A 20,734-nucleotide genomic window follows, 5' to 3' on the forward strand; every position below is an offset into this window, starting at 1 on the left:
TCAAACTAAAGGTTTAAAATAAATCCTTGAGACGAACAATATGGATATGAATCTGCATAACATTGAGTAAAGGGAGGTCAACATTTATGGCAGTTATTGATGAGATTAAAATTAAACAAGCAGGTGTAACCATTCATTTTATACCAACGAAGAAATTTAAAACCACCACGCTTGTTTGGAAGATGAAAGCACCTTTAAAAGAAGAAACTGTTACATATAGAGCTTTATTACCTAATGTGCTCCAAAGTAACACGGCCGCTTATCCCACATCGACAGCTTTCAGGTCCCATCTTGATCAATTGTATGGAGCGAGTCTTTTTACGGATGTTAGTAAAAAAGGTGAATATCATATCATGAGTTTCCAAATGGAAATGGTAAATGAACGTTTTTTATCTAAACCCGAGCCCCTATTGGAGCAATCATTTAAGCTCTTACATGATGTTTTGATTAACCCCAACGTACTGGGGAATGCTTTTGATTCGGACACAGTTACAAAGGAAAAGCGTGCATTGAAACAAAGACTTCAAGCTGTATATGATGATAAGATGCGTTATTCTTCTTTACGCTTAACTCAGGAAATGTGTCTCGAAGAAAATTATCGTTTAGAAGCGAACGGGATATTAGATGCAGTAGATGAAATTACTCCTGAAAGTTTATACCAATATTATATTAACGTATTTGAAGAAGATGAACTTGATCTCTATGTGATTGGCGATTTGGATGAAGAAAGAGTTGCTCAACTATCTGCCCAATATTTTCAGTTTGCAGAGAGAAGGCCGGAACGTGTTGTGCATAGTAAGCATAATATCCATGAAGTGAAAGAATTAAAAGAAATACAGGATATCAAACAGGGGAAGTTAAATATTGGCTTTCGAACAAATATTACGTACGGTGACCCCGATTATTTTGCTCTGCAAATGTTTAATGGGATTTTTGGTGGATTCTCACACTCCAAGCTTTTCATAAATGTTCGTGAAAAAGCAAGCCTGGCTTATTATGCAGCTTCACGACTTGAAAGCCATAAGGGTCTTTTAATGGTTATGTCCGGTATAGATAATAAAAATTATGACCAGGCGATAACAATCATAAAAGAACAAATGGAAGCTATGAAAAAGGGAGAATTTACGGATCAGGAAATAGACCAAACAAAAGCGATTATTAAAAATCAATTGCTAGAAACCATTGATACCTCCCGCGGTTTAACAGAAGTTCTTTATCATAATGTGGTTGCCGATATTCAGACGACTTTGGATGAATGGTTGTCAGAGATAGATAAGGTGACAAAGGAAGAAATCATAGCTTGCGGAGGCAAAGTTCAAATGGATACCATTTACTTTTTAAGCGGAAATGAGGTGACAGAATAATGGAGAAACTACTATTTGATCAACTTCAGGAAGAATTATATTTTGAAAAAATGGATAATGGGCTGTCTGTTTATATCCTTCCAAAAAAAGGATTCAATAAGACGTATGCTACATTTACAACAAAGTATGGATCAATTGATAATTATTTTAAAGAACCTGGGGCGGAAGTATATTCAAGAGTTCCGGATGGGATTGCCCATTTCCTCGAACATAAATTGTTCGAAAAAGAAGATGGCGATGTATTTCAACAATTCAGTAAGCAAGGAGCAGCGGCTAATGCTTTTACTTCTTTTACACGTACAGCGTACCTTTTTTCCAGTACAACTGATGTACAGAAAAATTTAGAAACACTGATTGATTTTGTACAGGAACCCTATTTCTCGGATAAGAGTGTCGAGAAGGAAAAGGGAATCATTGGGCAGGAAATCACCATGTATGATGATAATGCTGATTGGAGATTATATTTTGGTATCATCGAAAATTTATATCATAATCATCCTGTGAAAATTGATATTGCAGGTACGGTGGAGTCTATCGCAGGGATAACAAAAGAACTGCTTTACCAATGCTACAATGCATTTTATCATCCAAGCAACATGCTCTTATTTATTACAGGACCTGAGGATCCAGAATTAATTATGAAGCAGGTACGTGATAATCAAGCTATGAAAGATTTCGATAACCGTGGAGATATAAGCCGTAAATTTGAAGAGGAACCTATTGGAGTAGCAATAAAAAAACGTACAATTAATATGCATGTCCAGACGCCTAAGTGTGTGGTTGGATTAAAAGCTTGTAATCCAACTCTGCAAGGCCTTGATTTACTAAAACAAGAGTTGTCCATCAATCTTTTTCTTGATATGACCTTTGGAAAAAGCTCCGATTACTACGAGAAGCTTTATACGAAAGGGTTAATTGACCATTCATTCTTCTATGATTATACGCAGGAATATGGATTTGGATTTGGAATGGTTGGCAGTGATACGGATGAGCCGGATCTATTAGAGGAGGAATTAAAAAATATTCTTTTTGCCGCCCGTGATGGAGAGTTTGTAACTGAGGATAAGCTGAATTCTGTTCGCAAAAAAAAGATTGGTGCATTTCTGAGATCTTTAAATTCACCAGAATCAATTGCTAATCAATTTACTCGCTATGCGTTTAATGATATGAAGTTATTTGATGTCGTTACCGTTTTAGAATCTTTGACATTTGAGGAAGTAAATAAAACGGTACAAGAATTAATAAATGAAGACAGGATGTCAGTGTTTCAAATTCTTCCATCTTGATTGACGAGAGCCGAACCTTAATGGTGTTGGCTCTTTTCTTCTTTCTGTTTAGTCAAATCTCCTGAAAAAACACAAACGGACAGAGGAGGTGGAATTGTATTTTTACTAGAGTTGACTTTTATATGAATTGATTTTTAAGATGATAACATCTCTATGAAACAAATAACTATTTTTATTTGATGGTTTTCCTTTTGAAGAACAACCTTTATAATGAAAAGTATTGTAAGTGTTATTTTGAGCAAGGGGTTTTTAATCATGAATGGAAAATATGCACTGATTACAGGAGCGAGTGGTGGAATCGGCCGGGCAATTGCATTGCGTTTGGCATCAGAGGGTTGGAACTTATATCTCCATTATTACCGTAATGATAAGGGTATCACTTCACTGCTGGAAGAATTAAAGCTATTTCCAATCCATACAAAAGTGATTCAAGCTGATTTAAGTAAAGACGGCGGCCATCAAGATATTATTAACGAAATTGATGAAATTGATGCCATTATTTTAAACAGTGGAGACAGTCACTTTGGCTTAATTACAGATATAAGCGATGAACGTGCCAAACAGATGGTTACTTTGCATAGTACATCCCCCTTTCTAATAACAAAGGGGCTTGTTCAGAAGCTAATAAATAAAAAAGAAGGAAATATCATTGCCATAACGTCTATTTGGGGAGAAGTAGGGGCTTCATGCGAAGTTCTGTATTCAATGGTAAAGGGTGGACAAAATTCTTTTGTCAAAGCACTCGCAAAAGAACTTGCACCTTCGGGAATCAGAGTGAATGCGATATCGCCAGGGGCAATTGCTACCGCCATGCTTGAAAGATTTGAATCTGAAGAGCTAAAAGAATTGGAAGAAGAAATACCAATGGGACGTTTAGGATTACCAAAAGAAATCTCGGGAGTTGTCTCATTTATCCTTTCAGAAGACTCCAGTTATATAACTGGTCAGATTATTAGCGTGAATGGTGGTTGGAACACATAAGTATTTGGTAATACGTTATGTATTTTACTTTTCACCTGTCTGGAAATCATATATGATAGGACATAGGGAAAATATTGAAGGAAATTGTCAAATATTTTTCTTAGGAGGGTATGTAATGGACAAGAAGGAATATTATTTTGAATATGAAATTAAAAGTAACCGTCCCGGTTTATTGGGGGATATTTCTTCTTTGTTAGGAATGCTCTCCATCAATATCGTAACCATAAATGGTGTAGATGAAGGAAGACGTGGCATGCTACTATTAGCTAAGGATAGTCGCCAGATTGAACGCCTCGAATCAATTCTGCAAACAATGGATACGATAAAAGTAACGAAACTCAGAGAACCAAAATTAAGAGATCGGTTAGCAGTTAGACATGGGCGTTACATACAACGAGATGCAGATGAACGAAAAACCTTTCGATTTGTACGGGAAGATCTTGGGCTTCTTGTTGATTTTATGGCTGAGCTTTTTAAGCAGGAAGGTCATAAATTAATAGGAATCAGAGGCATGCCAAGGGTAGGTAAAACGGAATCAATCGTTGCAGCAAGTGTATGTGCGAATAAGCGTTGGTTATTTGTTTCCTCGACCCTTTTAAAACAAACTGTTCGAAATCAATTAATTGAAGATGAATACAATGAAAATAACTTGTTTATTCTTGATGGGATTGTATCAACGCGCAGAGCCAGTGAAAAACATTGGCAGCTGGTCCGGGAAATTATGAGACTTGATTCAATAAAAGTGGTAGAACATCCTGATATATTTGTACAAAATTCAGAGTATACAATGGACGACTTTGATTATATTATTGAACTACGTAATGACCCGAACGAAGAAATCACATATGAAGCAGTAGACCAGCAATCCTCTTTATTTGGGGGTTCCGAATTTGGATCGTTTGATTTTTAGTGATTAGAAGGTGTTTAAATGACGGAATTAGGAAAAGTATTAAAGGAAGCCAGAGAATCTAAAGGATTAACTTTAGATGATCTTCAACAATTAACAAAGATACAAAAACGTTACCTTGTAGGCATAGAAGAGGGTAATTATGAAATGATGCCCGGTAAATTCTATGTCAGAGCATTTATTAAACAATATGCTGAGGCGGTTGGCTTGGATGCAGAAGAGCTATTTGCACTGCATCAAACGGATATCCCTGCGGCTGCTGTACAGCAGGAAGAGATCCCTCGAAAATTATCCAGGGTACAAACCAAAAAAACAATGCCTGTGCAGAATTCCAAGTGGTTGGAATTGCTCCCGAAAATTTTAATTATTGTATTTCTAGTCGCGGTTGTCGCTATTATCTATTATTTTGTAGCAAAAGCGGTTGGTAATAATGATGATTCCGGGACGGCTGATCAAGGAAACAACCCTGTACAATTAGAACAGGGCGAGCCAACAACCCCAAAAGAAGATGAAACCGCACAAGAAAAAGAAGAGACAGAAAAAGAAAATACTACTGACAATGCTGAGGAAGAAACAGAAGAAAAAGCTCCTGCCGATCTGAAAGTTACCTCTGCTAATGGAAAAAATACAATATACGAATTAAATAATGCAGATGAATTCAAAGTTTCTGTAAAATCTAAGGGCGAGACTTGGGTATCCATTAAAAATTCCAAAGGAGAAAATCTCTTTAATGGAATGCTTAAAGAAGGAGAAAGCCAAGACTTTGACCTAACTGACGATAATCAAATTGTACTTAATATCGGAAGAACAACAGACACAGAATTGTTTGTTAATGATGAAAAGCTGGAGTACGAAAGTGATTCCATTGTCCAAAACATAACGATTAATTACACGAAGGAATAAGGGTGGAAGGTCATCAAAGGGTGACCTTCCCTCGTATTTCTTCTACATAATAAAAATAAAATTTATAGTAAAGTGAGGAACATCTTGTGAATTTACCGAATAAGATAACGATTTCCAGAATATGTATGATCCCTTTGTTTGTGATTATCATGCTTCCGTCTATTGATTGGGGAACATGGATAATAAATGGCGAGGAACTGCCAATTTCTCATTTTGTTGGAGCCGTACTTTTTATCATTGCCTCCACAACAGATTGGGTTGATGGTTATTACGCAAGAAAGTATAATCTGGTCACAACTCTAGGGAAATTTCTTGATCCGCTGGCGGATAAACTGCTTGTTTCAGCAGCATTAATTATTCTGGTGGAACTGAATCTTGCTTCGGCCTGGATTGTTATTTTAATAATCAGCCGTGAATTTGCTGTAACAGGTCTTCGTCTTGTTTTAGCCGGCGGGGGTGAAGTTGTAGCCGCAAATCAATTGGGAAAAATTAAGACCTGGACGCAAATTATTGCTATATCTGCACTGTTATTGCATAATCTCCCATTTGAATGGATCAATTTCCCATTTGCTGAACTAGCTTTATATGTAGCCCTTTTCTTTACTTTATGGTCTGGATGGGATTACTTTGCTAAGAATAAACAAGCGTTTTTAAATTCTAAATAAGGGTATCATTCGTATATAACTTGTTAAATTGGCGGGTGATTGAATGAATGCAGAAATAATAGCAGTCGGTTCAGAGTTGTTGCTTGGACAGATTGCCAATACAAATGCTCAGTTTATTTCCAAAAGCTTGGCAGAGATAGGTGTTAATGTATATTACCATACGGTAGTAGGGGATAATCCCAAACGATTGAAAAAGGCGATTGAAATTGCCGAATCCCGGGCAAATCTTATTATTTATACCGGTGGTTTGGGACCTACGAAGGATGATATAACAAAAGATGTTGTAGCGTCATATATTGGTAAAACATTAATAACAGATCAAAAAGCAATGGGAAACATTGAGGATTATTTCAAAAAAATAAAACGGGTCATGACAGAAAATAATCGGAAGCAGGCATTGGTTATTGCGGGATCAGAAGTATTCCATAACCATAATGGGATGGCTCCCGGAATGGCTGTGACTCATGGAGATATTCTTCATATTCTTATGCCCGGACCACCAAGTGAAATGAGGCCAATGCATCAGGATTATACGGTTCCCTATCTATTAAGATCAATGGATCGGGTTGAACGGATTGATTCAAGAGTATTGCGTTTTTATGGTATAGGAGAATCGCAGCTTGAAACAGATATAGAGGATTTACTAGATCAGCAGAGCAATCCAACAATAGCCCCTCTTGCCTTAGACGGAGAAGTGACTCTCCGGATTACGGCTAAACATGAATCAACAGCTGAAGCTGATAAACTATTAAAACAGACGGAAGAGAAAATCCTTTCACGTGTGGGTCAATATTTTTATGGATATGATGATACAACAATCATGAATGAACTCATTAATCTTTTAAAAGAAAATGAACTTACCATCTCTGCTGCTGAGAGTTTAACGGGCGGAATGTTTCAGGAAAAAATGACAGATATACAGGGAGCAGGTTTGATTCTCAAAGGCGGCATTGTTGTTTATACCAATGAAGCCAAGAAAAAGCTTCTGAAAGTTGAACAATCGACCATAGATAAATATGGAGTTGTCAGTGAGCAATGTGCGATGGAAATGGCTGACAATATTAAAGCTATGCTGCAATCTGATATTGGGATTAGCTTTACCGGTGTAGCAGGACCGGATGAATTAGAAGGTCATCCGGTAGGAACGGTCTATATTGGTATAGCAATAGCCGGTGAACAAACTTACGCAAAGAAATTAGATTTAGGCGGTATGCGTGAGGTGAACCGGATTCGAAGTATGAAGTATGGGTGCCATTTTCTTATACACAAGCTGAGAGAATTATATGCAAAATGAATTCCCCCCCAACTATTTATAGTTGGGGGTTATATTTTATTAAACTGCAAAAATTTAAGTTTTGCACTGTATATTGGTTGAAATAATCAATTTGCTAGAGGAATTCAATTGAATTGGATGCAAAAATGGCAAAAAATAATACGAATAAATGTTCGCCTTTTTGCTTGGCAAATTCAAAAGAATAAGGTATAGTATAGATAAGATCTAAATTATACAAAGTATGTTTTTATATAGATGTGGGGAGGAAATAAACTGTGAGTGAACGTCAGGCTGCGCTGGATATGGCGCTAAAACAAATTGAAAAGCAATTTGGTAAAGGTTCAGTAATGAAGCTCGGTGAAAGAGCGGACAGAAGGGTTTCCACAATTCCAAGTGGTTCTCTTATGCTAGATTCAGCACTAGGTGTGGGTGGATATCCAAGAGGAAGAATAATTGAGATTTATGGACCGGAGAGTTCCGGTAAAACAACAGTAGCTTTACATGCAGTTGCTGAAGTCCAGGCAAAGGGTGGACAAGCAGCTTTTATTGATGCAGAGCATTCTTTAGATCCAGCATATGCACAAAAGCTTGGCGTAAATATAGATGAATTATTGCTTTCCCAACCAGATACAGGTGAACAGGCATTAGAGATTGCTGAAGCACTTGTGCGTAGCGGCGCGATTGATATTATTGTTGTCGACTCAGTGGCTGCATTAGTACCAAAGGCTGAGATTGAAGGTGAAATGGGAGATTCTCATATGGGTTTACAAGCCCGTTTAATGTCTCAGGCTCTTCGTAAACTTTCAGGATCCATTAATAAATCTAACACCATAGCAATTTTCATCAACCAGATCCGTGAAAAGATTGGAGTTATGTTTGGTAATCCAGAAACAACTCCAGGGGGCCGTGCGCTTAAGTTCTATTCTACGATTCGACTTGAAGTAAGACGTGCAGAACAACTGAAGCAAGGAAATGATATTGTAGGAAATAGAACTAAAATTAAAGTTGTTAAAAATAAAGTGGCTCCGCCATTTAAAGTGGCAGAAGTGGATATTATGTACGGTGAAGGTATTTCTAAAGAAGGTGAAATCATCGACATTGGTTCTGAATTGGATGTCATCGAAAAGAGTGGTTCCTGGTATTCTTATAATGGGGAACGTTTAGGTCAAGGTCGAGAGAATGCTAAACTTTTCTTAAGAGAAAATCCAAATGTTCGTGATGAGATATCTTTGAAAATTCGCTCCGCATATGGATTAAATGGAGAAGCTCAAGATATTGCTCCAGTAGAAGAAACAGACGGCTTCGATTTACCAGAATAAGTATAATTGTACTGGGCAAACCTGCATTTAAGGGTTTGCTTTTTTTCTTCAGGTATGACAGCGGATAATGACAAAGAACCATTTTTACAATTGAGGATATTCGCTTATCTGTCTGTATTTTCGAAAAACCGATAAAAGAGCGTCAGGACTAGCTCTTGACAACAAATTTTCATAACTTTACAATAGATATGTATTAATATCTTTTTTTATGACATGCCTAAAAGCGATTGTGCTGTATATTTTTAGATGATGTACATGCCAGAATTGAAAACAATGTAGTAAAAGAGATTAAAAAATTTAATAGCAAGAGGAGGTGTAATGATGGATCCAATCACTATCATCTCCATTTTGCTTGGCCTAATTGTTGGTGCAGTTGTTGGCTATTTGTTAAGAAGATCTATAGCGGAATCTAAAATATCCGGCGCAACGAATGCGGCTGAAAAGATCATTGAAGACGCAAAGCGGGAAGCGGACGCCTTGAAAAAGGAATCCCTTTTAGAAGCAAAGGATGAGATTCATAAGCTTCGTACTGATGCTGAAAAGGAAGTTCGTGATCGACGAACTGAATTGCAGAGACAGGAAAATCGAATTTTACAAAAAGAAGAGAATTTGGACCGTAAAGCAGATTCACAGGATAAACGTGAGGCTTTACTGGAAAAGAAAGAAGATTCTCTAAACCAAAGACAACAGCATATTGAACAGATGGAAAGCAAAGTGGATGAGATAATTCAAGCTCAAAGTTCTGAACTTGAACGTATTTCCAGCCTAACCAGAGAAGAGGCAAAAGCTATTATCCTTGACCGTGTTGAGAATGAACTGTCACATGATATTGCCATCATGATAAAAGAGAGCGATAACCGAGCAAAGGAAGAAGCGGACAAAAAGGCACGTGAAATCTTGTCACTTGCGATTCAACGTTGTGCAGCAGATCATGTAGCCGAAACGACCGTTTCTGTCGTCAATCTTCCTAATGATGAAATGAAAGGTCGAATTATCGGTCGTGAAGGACGTAATATTCGAACACTTGAGACGTTGACAGGAATCGATTTAATCATCGACGATACTCCGGAAGCGGTAATTTTATCAGGATTTGATCCAATAAGACGTGAAACTGCAAGACTTGCCCTTGAAAAACTTGTACAAGATGGCCGTATTCATCCGGCACGTATTGAAGAAATGGTTGACAAGGCAAGAAGGGAAGTCGATGAGCATATCCGGGAAATCGGAGAACAGACAACATTTGAAGTTGGGGTTCATGGCTTACACCCAGATTTGATAAAAATCCTTGGTCGCTTAAAATACAGAACAAGCTATGGACAAAATGTGCTTAAGCATTCCATGGAGGTAGCCTATTTATCTGGTCTGATGGCAGCCGAGCTTGGTCAAGATATTACGCTGGCGAAGCGGGCCGGACTATTACATGATATCGGTAAAGCAATCGATCATGAAGTAGAAGGAAGCCATGTTGAAATAGGAGTGGAACTTGCTACTAAGTACAAGGAACATCCAGTTGTTATTAATAGTATTGCTTCCCATCATGGTGACACTGAGGCGAAATCGATAATTGCCATATTGGTAGCTGCGGCAGATGCTCTTTCGGCAGCGCGACCTGGTGCCAGAAGTGAAACGCTTGAAAACTATATACGTCGCCTTGAAAAACTTGAAGATATATCTGAATCCTATGAGGGTGTTGAAAAATCATTTGCTATCCAGGCTGGACGTGAAGTCCGTATTATTGTTAAGCCTGAAAGTATTGATGATTTAGAGGCGCACCGACTGGCCAGAGATATCAGAAAGCGTATTGAAGATGAACTGGACTATCCAGGACATATTAAAGTGACGGTTATTCGTGAGACCAGAGCAGTTGAATATGCAAAATAAAGCGGTGTTTTCTTCACCGCTTTATTTTTTTGGAGCCTGCCATTATTCCGATTATAGAAGATTAATTGGACATAAAAATCTTGGATTGTTAGAAAGGAAAACATAAATGAGGTTATTATTTATCGGGGATATTGTTGGATCGCCGGGAAGAGCAATGGTGAAAGAATATTTAGGTAAGCTAAAAGAAAAATATAGACCGCAATTTGTTATCATTAATGGAGAAAATGCAGCAGCTGGAAGAGGAATTACTCAAAAAATATATAAAGAATTACTTGAGTACGGGGCAAATATTATTACACTTGGCAATCATTCCTGGGATAATCGTGATATTTTTGAATTTATTGAGGATGCGAAGTATTTGGTGCGTCCTGGTAATTTTCCGGAAGGCACGCCAGGTAACGGCCTTTCATTTGTTAAGATGAATCAATTTGAACTGGCTGTTATTAACCTACAAGGCAGAACCTTTATGCCTGCGCTTGACGATCCATTTTTATGTGCGGATAAACTGGTAGAACAGGCAAGCAAGCGAACTCCATTCATATTTGTTGATATGCATGCTGAAGCTACGAGTGAAAAACAAGCGATGGGATGGTATTTAGATGGAAGAGTATCTGCGGTAGTTGGAACACATACACATGTTCAAACAGCTGATAATCGGATTCTTCCTAAAGGGACAGCTTACATGTCGGATGTGGGAATGACAGGTCCATATGATGGTATTCTCGGAATGGAAAGAGATGCGGTTATCAAAAAATTCTTAACGAGCTTACCTGTACGTTTTGAAGTACCGAAAGAAGGAAGAGCGGTTTTGAGTGGTTTAATAATAGATTTGGATCCTAAAACAGGAAAAGCGTTAAAAACCGAAAGAATATTAATCAATGAAGACCATCCATTTTTTAATTAGGAAGATAGGAAAGAGCCAACCTCCAGGGGTTGGCTTTTTTGTATGGTATATCTTTTCTCCATAATGAATATAGTTAACAGAAAAAACATACACACTAGGGGACATGTCCTGGAATAAGATGAGGAGGACCATAAATGGATATATTAAAGGTTTCAGCAAAATCTAATCCCAACTCTGTGGCTGGAGCGCTGGCTGGTGTATTGAGAGAAAGAGGAGCAGCAGAAATCCAGGCAATTGGTGCAGGAGCATTAAACCAGGCGGTAAAAGCTGTGGCAATTGCCAGAGGGTTCGTTGCACCAAGTGGGGTAGATCTTATTTGCATTCCGGCTTTTACAGATATCTTAATTGATGGTGAGGAACGCACTGCCATAAAACTAATCATAGAACCACGGTAGTATGAAATTGGAGCTGACTCTAAAGAAAGATCGGATGATAGTGTCCGATTAGGAGGATGCTCCTTTTTGTTAAATTTTAAAGAGAGTTTAATTCGGGCGAACAGGGTAATGGATGATATTTGATTGGCAATGTGCTGTATTAATAAATTTAATAAATTTGTTTAGTAATCCGTATTTGGATTTTGAACATAAATATACTTCTATCTATCCGCTTTGATGCATCACTTGCCGAGGTGGATATTTTTTATGACCTGATTATTCACAAAAGAAAACTAACATACAATCGTCTGTATGAGGATATATCTTACCTTAAAGAGAGGGAAATTCAGAATAATAGCTGGTGTGATGTGTCATATTTATCAGTGAGAGCTTGGAGTTGCAGGGAAATCCAATACCTGTTGGATGTGGATAGATTTTGACGTTACTCCATCCAATGTTTATTCTTTGGGGAGAGTGGACAGTATTCAATCCTTGATGACGAATTGTAACAGTATTACCTGGAAGTGGGTATAAGTAGCTTCTTATTTGATCATTGTGTATCAGACATGACCTATGAAGTTGCTTTAATAAATATTTTGAATTTTTAATAAATTATTCTGGAAGCGGTTGCTTTTTTTTATTCTAAAGCTTAATATGGTAGATATTTAGGTATAATTTAGAAAATTATAAATTTAATGGTAATAGGTTAATGGCAAGCGTGGAAAGCCAATATTCCATTTTAGTAGGAATCAAAGGGGTGTAAAGGAAATGATTAAACAACTTTCATGGAAAGTTGGAGGGCAGCAAGGCGAAGGCATAGAAAGTACAGGGGAAATCTTTTCTATCGCGTTAAATCGTCTGGGATATTATTTGTATGGTTATCGCCATTTTTCTTCAAGAATTAAAGGAGGGCATACAAATAATAAAATTCGGGTTAGTACGACACAGGTTCGGTCTATCGCTGACGATCTGGATGTATTAGTGGCATTTGACCAAGAAACCATTGATGTAAATTATAAAGAATTACATAATGAAGGAATCATTATGGCTGACACCAAGTTTGACCCGCAAGCTCCTTTAGATTCCGAATCCATACTTTATTCCGTTCCGTTTACAGAAATAGCTACTCAGCTGGGGACATCACTCATGAAAAATATGGTGGCCATTGGAGCTTCAAGTGCTGTGTTTGGCTTAAATATTCAGGTGTTTTCAGAAGTGGTGGACGAAATTTTTGGAAGAAAAGGCGCCTCGGTTGTTGAAAGGAATTTGGAGGCTATTCAGGCAGGCTATAATTTCATGAAAGAAAAGTTAGGGAGTAAGCCAGGAGCATTGCAGCTTGCTGAAGCGGATGGGAAAAAGCGTTTATTTATGATTGGAAATGATGCTATCGCAATGGGGGCTCTGGCTGGTGGTTCACGCTTTATGGCAGCTTATCCAATCACCCCCGCTTCTGAAATTATGGAGTATTTAATTAAGCATCTGCCTAAGTTTGGTGGTACGGTGATTCAAACAGAAGATGAAATAGCCGCTTGTACGATGGCCATTGGCGCAAATTATGCCGGTGTACGCAGCCTAACAGCCTCAGCGGGCCCTGGTCTATCTTTAATGATGGAGGCCATCGGATTATCGGGCATTACCGAAACGCCTCTTGTAATTGTGGATACACAACGTGGAGGGCCATCAACAGGTATGCCTACAAAACAAGAACAATCAGATTTAATGGCAATGATTTATGGAACACATGGTGAAATACCTAAAATCGTTATGGCTCCAAGTACTGTTGAAGAAGCGTTCTACGATACGGTCGAAGCATTTAATTTAGCCGAAGAATACCAGGTTCCTGTTATTATCCTATCAGATTTACAATTATCTCTGGGTAAACAAACTGTCGAGCCATTGGATTTTAGTAAGGTTGAGATTCGCAGAGGCAAATTAATAACGGATGAATTACCTGAAAGCACAGATAAAAGATATTTTAAACGTTATCTGGTAACGGAGGATGGGATTTCTCCAAGGCCCCTCCCTGGTATGAAAAATGGAATTCATCATGTTACGGGCGTAGAACATGATGAGACAGGTAAACCATCAGAAGTGGCTTCCAATCGTGTAGCTCAAATGGACAAACGGATGCGGAAAATACATTCTGTGAACTTTAAAGACCCTATTCATATAAATGCAGTCCATGATAATCCAGATTTGTTATTAATTGGGTTTAATTCTACAAGAGGTGTCATCGAAGAGACAATGACTAGGCTAGAGAGTGATGGAATTAAGGTAAACCATGTCCATGTCAGACTTTTGCACCCATTTCCAGCCAAGGAGATCCTTCCATATGTTCAGATGGCAAACAGGGTAGTTGTCATAGAGAATAACGCAACAGGACAACTGGCCAACATCCTAAAAATGAATATTGGTCATGCTGATAAGATTATGAAGCTTTTAAAATATGATGGCAATCCATTTTTGCCGCATGAAGTGTATTCAAATTGCAGGGAGTTGGTTTAAATGGCTACATTTAAAGATTTCAGGAATAATGTAAAACCAAACTGGTGTCCGGGTTGTGGAGATTTCTCTGTCCAGGCGGCAATTCAGAGGGCAGCAGCTAATGTGGGGCTGGAGCCAGATCAACTCGCTGTTATTTCGGGGATTGGCTGTTCCGGCCGTATATCAGGTTATATCCAATCCTATGGATTTCACAGCATACACGGTCGATCTTTACCTATAGCACAGGGTGTGAAAATGGCCAATCGTGATTTGACGGTTCTTGCCTCAGGTGGAGATGGTGATGGATTCGCAATAGGAATGGGTCACACTGTGCATGCAATTAGGAGAAATATAGATATCACCTATATTGTAATGGACAATCAAATTTATGGTTTAACAAAAGGGCAGACATCTCCACGTTCTTCTGTCGGTTTTAAGACTAAATCAACACCTGGAGGTTCGATTGAACAGGCGATATCACCAATGGAAATGGCGTTGTCTGTTGGAGCTACATTTGTAGCGCAGAGCTTCTCTACCGATTTGAAAGATTTGACAGCACTGATTGAGGCAGGAATTCGCCATAAAGGGTTCTCCTTAATTAATGTTTTTAGTCCTTGTGTTACTTATAATAAAGTGAATACGTATGACTGGTTCAAGGAAAATTTGACAAAGCTTGCTACGATTGAAGGGTACGATCCCTCGAATAAAGAGAATGCGATGCAGACGTTAATGAAGCATCAAGGTTTAGTGACTGGCTTAATCTATCAAAATACAGAACAACCTTCCTATCAGGAATTAATTCAGGGATATGCTGAAAAACCTTTATCGGCTGCTAATTTGGAACTGACCCAGGAGCATTTTGATAAATTAACAGCAGAATTTATATGAGTTTATAAACACCGGCCTTATTATTGGTCGGTGTTTACTTTTTATTCCACGCAAGGAAAGTATTTTATAGTTTGCAGGGAATAAATATGGATAAATAGTACATAAACAAGGTAAGGGAGAATGCCTGATGAAAAAATTAACAGCTGTACTTGCTTGTTTGATCCTACTATCATTCTGTTTCAATGAAACAGAAGCAAAATCAAATGATGCCGGATATGCAGGCTGCAATGGTGGGGTTTGTCATAAACTAGAGTACACAACCAAAAATTATCAGGATGATTCTCTTGGAAATGGTATCAGCTATCTAAGTGTAATGGCTGCTAAAGGTAGCAAGCTGCCATATATTAAACAGATCACCGGGGCTATATGTTTACTCTTTGCCTGGTATCTAAATGATTCGAATAAGGACTGAATCAAAATGTTACGGAAAAATTTTAGTAAAGTATTAACCTTAGTAGGTCTGTATTTATTAATCTCGCCAATCTTTGATTTGGTTAAGGAAATCTCTGTAGCAGAGCAAATTGTAGAACAACCTGGTATAGAGAAAAGCAGTAAGGAAACAGAGAGCAATACAAAGGATGATAAATTAACGATTGTTCAACCTCCCTATTGTGAGGGGGATACTATTGGTTACATAAAAATTCATTCTATAAAAATCGAATTGCCGCTAATAGAGGGGAGAAACCAAAAATATTTAAATCATGGAATCGGTCATTTGGAGCAAACCGAATACCCAAATGAATTGGGGACAGTTGGCCTTGTCGCATTCCAGGATAATAAACCTTTATACGAACTTTATTCAGTGGATAAGGGAGAAATGATTCAAATAACGGATTATAGAAATACATATGATTATGAAATTTATCAAACAGAAACAATACCCTATAATGAATGTACGTTTACGAAAAATGATGAGGAAGAGGAAATCATACTTGTCACTACAACAAGAGATGGTGAGAAATTATTTGTTATATATGCTAAACGTATTTAAACGTTCGTAAAGTCTCTGGAATCCCAGAGGTTTTTTTTGTGCTTTAGGACAATAAGTTATACATGTAATCAATGGCCAATGTTCATTTCTGTATAACTTTTATAATAATAGTAAAACGTTTTCAAAAAAATATTCCCGTAAAATTCAACTGTCCGTCATACATGGAATGATCTATTTACATGATTGTGATAAAAATTTACAATTTTGGTATTAAGATGTATTTGATAAGGAGAGTGTATACGGTGGATGGAAAAATGAGAGCGATTGTAAAACACAAAAGGGGTTATGGAGCGGAACTTCAATTCATCGATATTCCTTCTATTAAAGAGAATGAAGTGTTGATCAAGGTGAAGGCGACATCTATATGCGGCACAGATGTCCATATATATACATGGGATGAATGGTCACAAAACCGTGTTAACCCGCCTTACGCATTCGGACATGAATTTTCAGGCGAGATTGTGGAAGTAGGAGGTAAAGTACAGGATTATTATGTAGGTGATTATGTTTCTGCAGAGACACATCTAGTGTGCGGAAGTTGTCCCCAATGTATGAATGGGCAATATCATATATGTAAAAACACCAAAATAATTGGAGTTGATACCCAAGGGTGTTTTGCTGAATATATAGCTTTACCGACATCCAATCTATGGAAAAACCCGAATGATATGCCGATTGATGTAGCATCCATTCAGGAACCGATGGGGAATGCGGTTCACACTGTATTATCAGGTGATGTGGTTGGAAAAACAGTTGCGATTATCGGTTGTGGTCCAATTGGAATAATGGCAGTTGGAGTGGCAAAAGCAGCAGGTGCCTCAAAGGTTATTGCACTTGATATTAATGAATACCGTTTAGGATTGGCTGGGAAGCTCGGAGCTACTGTAATGATAAATTCAGCCAAGACAAATCCTGTTCAGGCAGTTTATGATTTAACGAATGGAAATGGGGTTGATGTTGTTTGTGAAATGAGCGGTCATCCTATTGCCATTGATCAAGGGTTTAAAATGATTACAAATGGAGGCAGGTTTTCTATATTAAGTTTACCCCCTAAGCCTGTATCACTTAATATCACCGAGGATATCGTTTTTAAAGGTGTAACTGTGCAAGGGATCACAGGAAGACAAATGTTTAAAACATGGCAGCAGGTTTCCAGGTTGCTGGAATCAGGGCAGGTTGATGTTAAGCCATTGATCACCCACCACTTCTCTTTAGAGGAATTTGAGAAGGGCTTTGACCTTATGATTAAAGGTGAGTGTGGAAAAGTAGTATTACTCCCATAGTAGAGTATTTATAGAAGAAGATTGATAATTAAATTCAGTACTATTGATATAATGAAAGAATATAGGGAATAGAAGAGGTATAAAAATAGTATGATAAGGAGGAAGCAATTTGAAGGGGTTTGAATATTTGCAAACAGAGTTAGATGAAATGAAAGGAGCAGGAATGTTCCGTACATTGATACCTTTGGAATCAGAGCAAGGTTCTAAGGTCGTGATTAATGGAAAAAAAGTAATTCAATTGTCATCTAATAATTATCTTGGTTTAACTTCACATCCACGCTTGAAGGATGCCGCGCTTGATGCGACTGAAGAATATGGTGTAGGGACTGGTTCAGTCCGCACAATAGCGGGTACCTTTGACATGCATATGGAATTAGAAGAAAAATTGGCGAAATTTAAACATACGGAAGCGGCGTTGGTATTTCAATCTGGATTTACTACAAACCAGGGAGTTTTATCCGCCATCCTTACGCAGGAAGATGTGGTCATTTCAGATGAATTAAACCATGCTTCCATAATCGATGGAATCAGATTAACAAAAGCTGCTCGACGAGTATATAAGCATGTCGATATGGAAAGCCTTGAAGATGCTCTAAAAGAAACACAATCCTACCGTAAACGCTTAGTTGTTACAGATGGGGTATTTTCAATGGATGGAAATATTGCTCCTTTACCTGCGATTGTAGAATTAGCAGAGAAATATGATGCACTTGTTATGGTTGATGATGCGCATGCCTCAGGAGTCTTAGGCAAGAATGGGCGTGGTACTGTCAATCACTTCGGTCTCGATGGACGTGTTCATATTCAAGTAGGTACGTTAAGTAAGGCCATTGGTGTTCTTGGAGGATATGTGGCAAGCAGCCGTACCATGATTGACTATTTAATTCATAAAGGCAGACCATTCTTATTCAGTACTTCACATCCGCCGGCAGTGACAATGGCTAATATAGAAGCTATCGATGTACTATTGGAAGAACCAGAATTAATAGATCGGTTATGGGAGAATACGAAATTCTTTAAAAAAGGGCTCGAATATATGGGGTTTAACACGGGCAAAAGCGAAACGCCAATCACTCCGGTTATTGTGGGAGATGAGGCTCTGACACATCAACTGTCTGATAAATTACTGGAATACGGGGTATTTGCTCAAGGGATTGCCTTCCCGACTGTTGCAAAGGGGCTTGCACGGGTCAGGACCATCGTGACAGCAGCGCACTCTAAAGAAGAGCTGGCCAAGGCATTGAACGCATTTGAGAAGGCGGGTAAAGAGCTTGGGATTATTAAGTAGAGAAGATAGTAGATAAAATAAACGTTGTTTAAAAGAATATAAGAATTAAGAGAATAAGCATTCATTCAAGATCAACTTGAATGAATGCTTATTTGTCTAGTTGGCTTTCTGTTTATTCCAGTCATCTCTGAGTAAACCATATACATGTACATCATGGAAGGAGCCAAATCTGAAAATTTCATTGCGCAATGTACCTTCTCTACTAAAATGACATTTTTCGTATGAACGAATGGCATTAGCATTAAAACTAAACACATGCAATTTAATTTTTTGGATGTGGATATAATTAAAAACAAATGAAGTTAATGTATTCATAGCATCTGTGCCAAAGCCTTTATTTTGCCACTTGTCCCCAATGGAGATCCCAACAAAACATGTGCTGTTTTTCCAATTAATTACGAATACACCGCATGAACCAATGAGTTCATTCGATTCCTTCTCAAAAATCCCAAACATAAACTCTTCTTTTTTCCCACTAATCGTTTTGAAAAAATTTGTGTGATCTTCAAAGGTTAATGGAAATGGAATATCATCATTTGCAAGTAATAGTGTACTAGTTTCATTCTCGATTTTAGCAAAGCGTTCAAAGTGATCTTGTTCCATTTGTTTCAATAAGATAGTTTGACCAGCTAAATAATCATCAAAAAATTGTTTCATTTTTTTCTCCCTTTAATAAGGGGTGCAGTTGGAGATACACTCCCTTAGATTTTTTGTTGGGTAAACAAAACCTCTACTGCAATTTTCGCTAACATATTCACAACTCCTTTTAATTGATACTTTAACTATATCTTAATACCAATTATTTGAAAATTAACATTTCATATTTAAGGATTATTTATTTAATTTACATAGAGCTTAGTATCTTATTTTTCACCTGTTTGCTTAATACTTTATTTGATCTGTACTCTTTTCTATCCAACTGTTTTTTTATAATAACCTATCTATAACGCCAAGGGATTCAATTAATAAGAAATGCTAGCTTATAAAAACCTATCAAGGACTATCATCTCTTTTATCTTCACTCCCGCGTTTGTATTATTCTTCGTAAGGGAATGAATGAAGAAGAATATTGAGCGGGAGTACATGATTGAGTTTAAAGGAGTATGTGTATGAATGAAAAAGCGAGTTTTGGAAAAGAAGTTATATCGGTTTTTAAATCTGTCATATTAGCGATTATTCTTGTTACTTTAATGCGTCAGTTTGTTTTTACACCTACTACAGTGAGGGGAGAATCTATGCTTCCTTCTCTTCGGGATGGCAATCGGGTTATATTAACTAAAATGACAGCGATTGATCGTTTTGATGAGGTCGTATTTCATGCAACTGATTCATCTGATAATTATGTAAAGCGTGTCATTGGCCTTCCTGGAGATACGATTGAAATGAAAAAGGATATCCTTTATATCAATGGCCAAGCCTATGATGAACCTTATTTAGAAGAATTTAAGATGGATTTGCAAGCAATGGAACGATTGACAGAAGATTTTACATTAAACAATTTGACTGGTGAACATAAAGTGCCAAAAGGACAGATGTTTGTTCTTGGGGATAATCGTTTAAACAGTAAGGACAGCAGAATTTTTGGGTTTGTGCCGATGGAAAGAATAATCGGAGAAGTGAAACTGCGTATTTGGCCTATCAATGATATTGGATTTGCAAAGTAAAATGAATAGATTATGTTGTGAGATGATGTTTGTCTGTTTTATATCAAGGAATGCAATTGGTATAAGACAGACAAACATTTTTTTTATGTAATGTGTAGAGGTTAAGAAACGGGTAGGTTACCTGAAAAAAGGATTTATTTATAATTTTCAAGATTTATTAGATTGATGAATATATAGACTGGGTAAATGGACGATTTCCAAAAAATGACCTATATATGGTTAACAATAAAAGGTATCCGTTTTAAATGTCTTGTTTAGGCCAAAACAGGCTATTTTCTA

19 protein-coding genes are annotated in these 20,734 nt (G+C 37.6%); 18 read left to right on the plus strand and 1 reads right to left on the minus strand.

The genetic code is table 11. The features are described 5' to 3' along the window. Positions 1-86: 86 nt before the first annotated feature. The 17 genes from yfmF (at position 87) to AC4G3L_RS10870 (ending at position 18,791) form a co-directional block, all read left to right on the plus strand. The gene (gene yfmF / locus AC4G3L_RS10790) at positions 87-1,364 is read left to right on the plus strand and encodes an EF-P 5-aminopentanol modification-associated protein YfmF (protein WP_491076953.1); all 1,278 of its coding nucleotides are present in this window, start codon (positions 87-89) and stop codon (positions 1,362-1,364) included. Further along, positions 1,364-2,650, plus strand: a complete 1,287-nt coding sequence (yfmH, locus tag AC4G3L_RS10795; protein WP_491076954.1) for an EF-P 5-aminopentanol modification-associated protein YfmH — start codon at positions 1,364-1,366, stop codon at positions 2,648-2,650. Before yfmF ends, yfmH begins: the two co-directional genes overlap by 1 nt. Before the next feature lie 255 nt (positions 2,651-2,905). After that, entirely contained in the window at positions 2,906-3,631 is a 726-nt protein-coding gene (gene ymfI, locus AC4G3L_RS10800; RefSeq protein ID WP_491076955.1) for an elongation factor P 5-aminopentanone reductase, read from the plus strand. A gap of 115 nt (positions 3,632-3,746) precedes the next feature. Then, the gene (locus tag AC4G3L_RS10805; RefSeq protein WP_491076956.1) at positions 3,747-4,541 is read left to right on the plus strand and encodes a DUF3388 domain-containing protein; all 795 of its coding nucleotides are present in this window, start codon (positions 3,747-3,749) and stop codon (positions 4,539-4,541) included. 18 nt (positions 4,542-4,559) lie between these two features. After that, the gene (locus tag AC4G3L_RS10810) at positions 4,560-5,441 is read left to right on the plus strand and encodes a helix-turn-helix domain-containing protein (protein ID WP_491076957.1); all 882 of its coding nucleotides are present in this window, start codon (positions 4,560-4,562) and stop codon (positions 5,439-5,441) included. A gap of 86 nt (positions 5,442-5,527) precedes the next feature. Next, positions 5,528-6,106: a CDP-diacylglycerol--glycerol-3-phosphate 3-phosphatidyltransferase gene (pgsA, locus tag AC4G3L_RS10815; RefSeq protein WP_491076958.1), complete on the plus strand. Its 579-nt coding sequence runs from the start codon at positions 5,528-5,530 to the stop codon at positions 6,104-6,106. A 43-nt stretch (positions 6,107-6,149) separates the two neighbouring features. Continuing rightward, complete coding sequence (locus AC4G3L_RS10820; RefSeq protein ID WP_491076959.1) at positions 6,150-7,400, plus strand: competence/damage-inducible protein A; 1,251 nt, start codon at positions 6,150-6,152, stop codon at positions 7,398-7,400. A gap of 254 nt (positions 7,401-7,654) precedes the next feature. Further along, on the plus strand, positions 7,655-8,698 hold the full coding sequence (gene recA / locus AC4G3L_RS10825; RefSeq protein ID WP_491076960.1) for a recombinase RecA: 1,044 nt from the start codon (positions 7,655-7,657) through the stop codon (positions 8,696-8,698). A gap of 321 nt (positions 8,699-9,019) precedes the next feature. Continuing rightward, positions 9,020-10,579 (plus strand): ribonuclease Y, encoded by a 1,560-nt coding sequence (gene rny / locus AC4G3L_RS10830; protein WP_491076961.1) that lies wholly within the window; start codon positions 9,020-9,022, stop codon positions 10,577-10,579. Positions 10,580-10,685: 106 nt separating this feature from the next. After that, positions 10,686-11,483, plus strand: a complete 798-nt coding sequence (locus tag AC4G3L_RS10835) for a TIGR00282 family metallophosphoesterase (RefSeq protein WP_491076962.1) — start codon at positions 10,686-10,688, stop codon at positions 11,481-11,483. A gap of 134 nt (positions 11,484-11,617) precedes the next feature. Continuing rightward, positions 11,618-11,878 carry a stage V sporulation protein SpoVS gene (gene spoVS / locus AC4G3L_RS10840; RefSeq protein ID WP_491076963.1) on the plus strand — a complete coding sequence of 87 codons (261 nt, stop codon included), beginning with the start codon at positions 11,618-11,620 and terminating at the stop codon, positions 11,876-11,878. A gap of 747 nt (positions 11,879-12,625) precedes the next feature. Beyond that, positions 12,626-14,362, plus strand: coding sequence for a 2-oxoacid:acceptor oxidoreductase subunit alpha (locus AC4G3L_RS10845; protein WP_491076964.1), 1,737 nt, complete (start codon positions 12,626-12,628; stop codon positions 14,360-14,362). Next, on the plus strand, positions 14,363-15,229 hold the full coding sequence (locus AC4G3L_RS10850) for a 2-oxoacid:ferredoxin oxidoreductase subunit beta (RefSeq protein ID WP_491076965.1): 867 nt from the start codon (positions 14,363-14,365) through the stop codon (positions 15,227-15,229). Between the two features lie 127 nt (positions 15,230-15,356). Next, entirely contained in the window at positions 15,357-15,641 is a 285-nt protein-coding gene (locus AC4G3L_RS10855; protein WP_491076966.1) for a hypothetical protein, read from the plus strand. A 6-nt stretch (positions 15,642-15,647) separates the two neighbouring features. Next, positions 15,648-16,220, plus strand: a complete 573-nt coding sequence (locus tag AC4G3L_RS10860; protein WP_491076967.1) for a sortase — start codon at positions 15,648-15,650, stop codon at positions 16,218-16,220. A gap of 242 nt (positions 16,221-16,462) precedes the next feature. Beyond that, the gene (gene tdh, locus AC4G3L_RS10865; protein ID WP_491076968.1) at positions 16,463-17,503 is read left to right on the plus strand and encodes an L-threonine 3-dehydrogenase; all 1,041 of its coding nucleotides are present in this window, start codon (positions 16,463-16,465) and stop codon (positions 17,501-17,503) included. A gap of 109 nt (positions 17,504-17,612) precedes the next feature. After that, complete coding sequence (locus tag AC4G3L_RS10870) at positions 17,613-18,791, plus strand: glycine C-acetyltransferase (RefSeq protein WP_491076969.1); 1,179 nt, start codon at positions 17,613-17,615, stop codon at positions 18,789-18,791. Positions 18,792-18,887: 96 nt separating this feature from the next. On the opposite strand, the gene AC4G3L_RS10875 is transcribed toward AC4G3L_RS10870, so the two are convergent. After that, complete coding sequence (locus tag AC4G3L_RS10875; RefSeq protein ID WP_491076970.1) at positions 18,888-19,448, minus strand: GNAT family N-acetyltransferase; 561 nt, start codon at positions 19,446-19,448, stop codon at positions 18,888-18,890. 452 nt (positions 19,449-19,900) lie between these two features. Between AC4G3L_RS10875 and lepB the strand changes: the two genes are divergently transcribed. Next, entirely contained in the window at positions 19,901-20,455 is a 555-nt protein-coding gene (gene lepB / locus AC4G3L_RS10880) for a signal peptidase I (RefSeq protein ID WP_491076971.1), read from the plus strand. The last annotated feature ends 279 nt before the right edge of the window (positions 20,456-20,734 follow it).

The sequence above is a fragment of the Bacillus sp. z33 genome (assembly GCF_058313615.1).